This window comes from Deltaproteobacteria bacterium (genome assembly GCA_003696105.1).
Lineage (GTDB): Bacteria > Myxococcota_A > Polyangia > Haliangiales > J016 > J016.
The window spans coordinates 1-5,410 of sequence record RFGE01000329.1; the positions used below are offsets into that span (position 1 = coordinate 1).

Annotated in this window: 3 protein-coding genes; all 3 read left to right on the plus strand. The window is 68.9% G+C overall.

Features of this window, described 5'->3' with window-relative positions:
* Nucleotides 1–3,138: transcription-repair coupling factor (mfd, locus tag D6689_20610; protein RMH37865.1), on the plus strand; the 3,138-nt coding region annotated here is incomplete at its 5' end.
* Nucleotides 3,139–3,152: 14 nt separating this feature from the next.
* The gene (locus D6689_20615) at nt 3,153–4,169 is read left to right on the plus strand and encodes a peptidylprolyl isomerase (protein RMH37866.1); all 1,017 of its coding nucleotides are present in this window, start codon (nt 3,153–3,155) and stop codon (nt 4,167–4,169) included.
* Between the two features lie 24 nt (nt 4,170–4,193).
* Nucleotides 4,194–5,258, plus strand: coding sequence for a hypothetical protein (locus tag D6689_20620; protein ID RMH37867.1), 1,065 nt, complete (start codon nt 4,194–4,196; stop codon nt 5,256–5,258).
* The last annotated feature ends 152 nt before the right edge of the window (nt 5,259–5,410 follow it).

Sequence of the window (5,410 nt, forward strand, 5' to 3'; positions counted from 1 at the left end):
GCGGAGGAGGAGATCGACCGGGACCGCACCGTCGACCTGCTCGTGCGCGCCGGCTACGCGCGGGTGCCGGTCGTCGAAGATCCGGGGACGTTCGCGGTGCGCGGCGGCGTACTCGACATCTTCCCGCCGCTGTACCGCTACCCCGTGCGCATCGAGCTGTTCGGCGACCTGGTCGACACGATGCGCTCGTTCGATCCGCAAACCCAGCGCACTTTGCGCGACCTCAAAGAGTTGTACATTCATCCTGTTCGCGAGACTGTGCGAACGCGCGGCGCCGACCCGCGGGCCCGCATTCTCGCGGCCGCCGACGCCGCACGTCACCCTTCCGCGCAGACCCGGCGCGTGATCGAAGCCATCGACGCCGGTGAGGAGTTCGTCGGCATCGAAACGCTCACGCCCGCGTTCCACGCCCGCATGGCGGCCGTCGCGGAGTACCTGCCCGCACCCGATCGTTCCCGTTGGATCGCGGTCGACCCCGAGGGGATCGCCCGCGCCGCGACTGACGAGTTGGAGATCGCCGCCACCCGCTACGATGAGCGCATCGCGGACCATCGTCTCGCCTTTCCCCCCGGCGACTTCTACGTCGATGCCGACGCGATCCGCGCGCAACTGAGCGCGCCCGTGCGACGCATCGAAGTGCGCCCGATGGAGTACGCCGACGCCGACCTGCCGGGCGTTCGCATCGCGGTGGACGACCACGCGCGCCTGCGCGCCGAACTCGACAAGGCGCGCCGCCAAAAAGCCGACGAGTTGATGGCACCGCTCGTCACCGCGCTGCGCCAGTGGCGGGCCGACGGCTGGCGCGTCGCGATCGCCTGCGACAGCGCACGGCGGCGCGACCAACTCGTCGGCCTGCTGACCGAATACGGCGTGACGGTCGACCGCCGCGACGACGCGGCCATCGATTTCGACGCGCTGGAAGCCGGCGGCCCGCCGGCGCTGGTGGCCGGCCAGCTGAGCCGCGGCTTCGCCCTGCCGGCCGACCGGATTGCGCTCGTCACCGACGACGACATCTTCGGCGAGCGGCGCCGCCCCTCTCCAGAGCAGCGCGCGGCAGCCCGGCGCGCCCGCGACGCGCTCACCGGCGGCGTCAGCGACTTCTCGGAACTCACCCCGGGAGATCTGCTCGTCCACCAACTGCACGGGGTCGGCCGGTATCGCGGACTGGCGCAGCTGCCGATCGGCGGCACGCCGATCGACTTCGTCCACATCGAATACGTCGGCGGCACCCTCTATCTGCCGGTCTATCGACTCAACGAGGTGCAGCGCTACGTCGGCGTCGAAGGTCACAAGCCGCGCATGGACAAGCTAGGCGGCCAGACCTGGGAGAAGACGCGCAAGAAGGTGTCGCGCGAGGTGCGCGCGCTCGCCGAGGAGCTGCTGCAGTTGTACGCACAGCGACAGGCACTCGAGGGCCACGCTTTCGGCCCGCGCGACGCGATGTTCGACGAGTTTGAGGCGACGTTCGAATTCGAGGAGACGCCGGACCAACAAAAAGCGATCGACGACGTACTCGCGGACATGGAGGCGCCGCGACCGATGGATCGGCTGGTGTGCGGCGACGTCGGCTACGGCAAGACCGAAGTCGCCGTACGCGCCGCTCTCAAGGCCGTGCTCGGCGGCAAACAGGTGGCCGTCCTCGCCCCGACGACCGTGCTGGTCGAGCAGCACTTCCTCAGCTTCGGCCGCCGATTCGCCGGCTGGCCGGTCCGCCTCGCGCGGCTGTCGCGGTTCACGCCGCGCAAACAGCAAACGGAAGTCGTCCGCGGCCTCGCCGACGGCTCGATCGACGTGGTGATCGGCACGCACCGGCTGTTGTCGGCCGACGTGCGGTTCAAGGACCTCGGGCTGATCGTGATCGACGAAGAGCAGCGATTCGGCGTCGCCCACAAGGAGCGCTTGCGCAAGCTCAAGACGCTGGTGGACACGCTCACGCTGACGGCGACGCCGATCCCGCGGACGCTCCACATGGCGATGGTCGGCTTGCGCGAGATCTCGATCATCGCAACGCCTCCGGCGGACCGGCGATCGATTCGAACGTTCGTGGCGCGGCCCGACGACGGGGTGCTGCGCGAGGGCATCCGCCGAGAGCTGGCGCGCGGCGGCCAGGTGTTCTTCGTGTGCCATCGCATCGGCGAAAAGCGCGGCACGCGCCAGCGCAGCCTCGCCGAATGGGCTGCCCACCTCCGCCAGCTCGTTCCCGAAGCGCGGATCGCGACCGCCCACGGCCAGATGGATGCCGACTCACTCGAGCGCGTCATGGTGGCATTCGTCGACCACCAGTACGACATCCTCGTGTGCACGACGATCATCGAAAACGGCATCGACATCCCGCGCGCGAACACGATGTTCATCGACCGTGCCGACGCGTTCGGCCTGTCGCAGCTGTATCAGTTGCGCGGGCGAATCGGCCGTTCCAATCGCCGCGCGTTCTGCTACTTGCTCGTGCCGCCGGCCGACAAACTGACGGCCGACGCCAAGCGGAGGCTCGCGGCGCTGCAGCGGTTCTCGGAACTCGGCGCCGGCTTCCACATCGCGTCGCACGACCTCGAGATCCGCGGCGCCGGCGACCTGCTCGGCGCGAAACAGTCGGGCATGATCTCGCAGGTCGGCTTCGACCAGTACACCGCGATTCTCGACGAAGCGGTGGCCGAACTGCGCGGCGAGCCGATCGCGCGCCCGCGCGACCCGGAGCTGAACGTCGAGGTGCCCGGGTGGATTCCGGACGATTACGTTCCCGACACCGGCCAGCGGCTCGACCTGTACAAGCGGCTGTCGACGGCGGAGGACGAGGACGAGATCGCGGCGCTGCTCGACGAGATCGCCGACCGGTACGGCGCACTGCCCAACGAAGTGCGCCGCCTGGGCGAGCTGATGGTCGTCAAGGGGCTGGCGCGCCGCCTGCGCGCCGTGTCGGTCGACCTGTCGGCGGCGCGACTGTCGCTCGCGCTGGCGGACGATACGCCGCTGCCGGCGGACCGCGTCGCGGCGCTCGTCGGCGCGCGGGGGTCGGCGTGGCGCCTCACCCCGGACATGCGCCTGCAGCGCGAGCTGCGCGGCCCCGAGCGCGACGACCCGATCGGCGTCGCGCGCGCCGCCTTGCTGGATCTGGTGGCGTATGGTACGCAGTCCCGCTGAATTAGGAGCCGACCATGCTGCAATCGCGTTCTGTCCCGACCCGCGCGGCGCTGGCGTCGCTGCTCGCGTGCGCGCTCGCTTGCAACAAGACCGCCGGCGATGACGCCTCCCGCGGCGGGCAGCCCGGCGGCAGTGCGCTACCGGGCCAGACCGAGGCCGACCTCGACACGCCGCTGGCCACGGTAGACGGCACCGTGATCACGGTGCGCGAATTTCAGGACCGCATCAATCAGCAATCGCCCTACATTCGCGCGCGCTACACGTCGCTCGAGCAGAAGAAGGAATTTCTCGACAACCTCATCCGGTTCGAAGTGCTCGCGGGCGAGGCGTTCCGCCGCGGTCTCGACAAGGACCCGGACGTCGTGCGCACGATGAAGCAGGTGATGATCCAGAAGTTGATGAAGGATCAGTTCGAAAACGCGATCAAGCCGGAGGACATCACCGAGCAGGAGATGCGAGCGTTCTACGACGCGCACCGCGACGAATACAACAAACCCGAAGAGGTCCGCGTGTCGGCGATCGTCGTCAAGGACGCCCAGACCGCCGACAAGGTCGCCAAGCTCGCCAAGGGGGAGCAGGGCCGCACCAACAAGGGATTTCGCGAACTCGTCGCGCAGTACTCCGTCGACGACGCATCGAAGGTGCGCGGCGGCGACCTGCGCTATTTCGCGCGCGACACCGACGCCGTGGACAAGGCGGTGGTGGAGGCCGCGTTCGGCCTCGACAAGACGGGTGATGTAGCCGGCCCCATCAAGGGCACCGACGGCCGCTTCTACATCATCAAGAAGACGGGCCACCGCAAGGCACTCGTCAAGACGTTCGATGAGGTCAAGCGCCAGATCCAAAACCGCCTCTACCGCGAAAAGCGCACGGAAGCGCAAAAGAAGTTCATCGAGGAGCTGCGCGCGAAGGCGAAGATCACCATCGACGAAGCCGCGCTGAGCAAGGTGCGGGTCGATACGTCGGCCCCGGCCGGCGGGCCGCACGGCCACGGCGCCCCGCGGAGCCCGCGCGCGCCCGCGGGCAACTGAACGGGAACTTGCGCGGTCGAACCGATGCACGCCATGGTCGCCAGTCGCCTTGCTACGGCCGCTCGCTTCGCCGTCGCGATCGCCATCGCCGCGGTCTCGGCCAGCGTGCCGGCACGCGCCGACGACGGCGAGCGGACGCCGGCTGCGTCCGGGACCACGCCGGCGGTGGATGGAAACGGCAAGCGGGTCCTGCTCGACCGCGTCGTCGCGGTCGTCAACGACGAGATCATCCTGCAGAGCGACCTCGAGCGCCGATTGCTGCCGCTCGCCGCGAGTCTCGACGACATCCGCGACGAACGGGAACGCGAACGCCGGCGGCGGGCGCTCGCGCAGCAGGTTCTCGACGACCTCGTCAACGAACGACTCGTGCTCGAAGCCGCCAAGGAGGCGAAGCTCGAGGTGTCCGAGCGCGAGGTCGACAACGCGCTGGCGGAAATCAAGAAGCAGAACAACCTGGACGACGCGGGCCTAGCGAAGGCGCTCGCCATGCAGGGCTATACGATGTCCAGCTACCGCGAGGACGTGCGCCGGCAGATCCTGCGCATGCGCGCCATCAACGTGCTCGTGCGACCGAAGGTGTCCGTCACCGACGAGGACGTGCGCGCCGCGTACGACGCGCGCAGCCGCCGGTCCGGAGCGGTCAAACGGGTGCATCTGCATCACGTGCTGATCGCGGTACCGCCCAAGGTGTCGGCGACCCAGCTCGCGCAGGCGAAGGCCCGCGCCGCGGAGGTCATCGACAAGGCGCGATCGGGCGTTCCCTTCGCGGACCTCGCGCGCGAGTACTCAGACGACGACGCGACCAAGGCCGACGGCGGCGACCTCGGGTGGATCGAGCGCGGCTCGCTACCGACCGAGTGGGAAGCGATCGTGTTTTCGATGTCCAAGGGCGAGGTGCGCGGGCCGATCAGCGGGCCGAACGGACTGCACGTGTTCTACGTGAGCGACCTCGAGCAAGTGGAGCAAAAGCCGTTCGACGAGGTCAAAGAGCAGATCCGCGGCGAGCTGTTCCGGCGCGAGATGGACCGCAAGACGACCGAGTGGCTCGCGGAACTGCGCAACAAGGCGTACGTCGACATCAAGCTGTGATCCTCCGGCGCGCTCGGATTGCGCACGGGACCGCCCGCGTAGAGGCGGTCCGCCCAGATCGCATCGAGCTGTAATCCTTCCGCGCGCGAGGACCCGGCGGCCAGCGCCGCGCCCCCTCGGCACCCACCCCCACCCGCAACGATGTCCGAGGA

What these genes read in the sequence shown, in the direction of transcription:
- D6689_20615 (RMH37866.1), top strand. Translation starts at nt 3,153, where the DNA reads ATGCTGCAATCGCGTTCTGTCCCGACCCGCGCGGCGCTGGCGTCGCTG.
- D6689_20620 (RMH37867.1), top strand. Translation starts at nt 4,194, where the DNA reads ATGCACGCCATGGTCGCCAGTCGCCTTGCTACGGCCGCTCGCTTCGCC.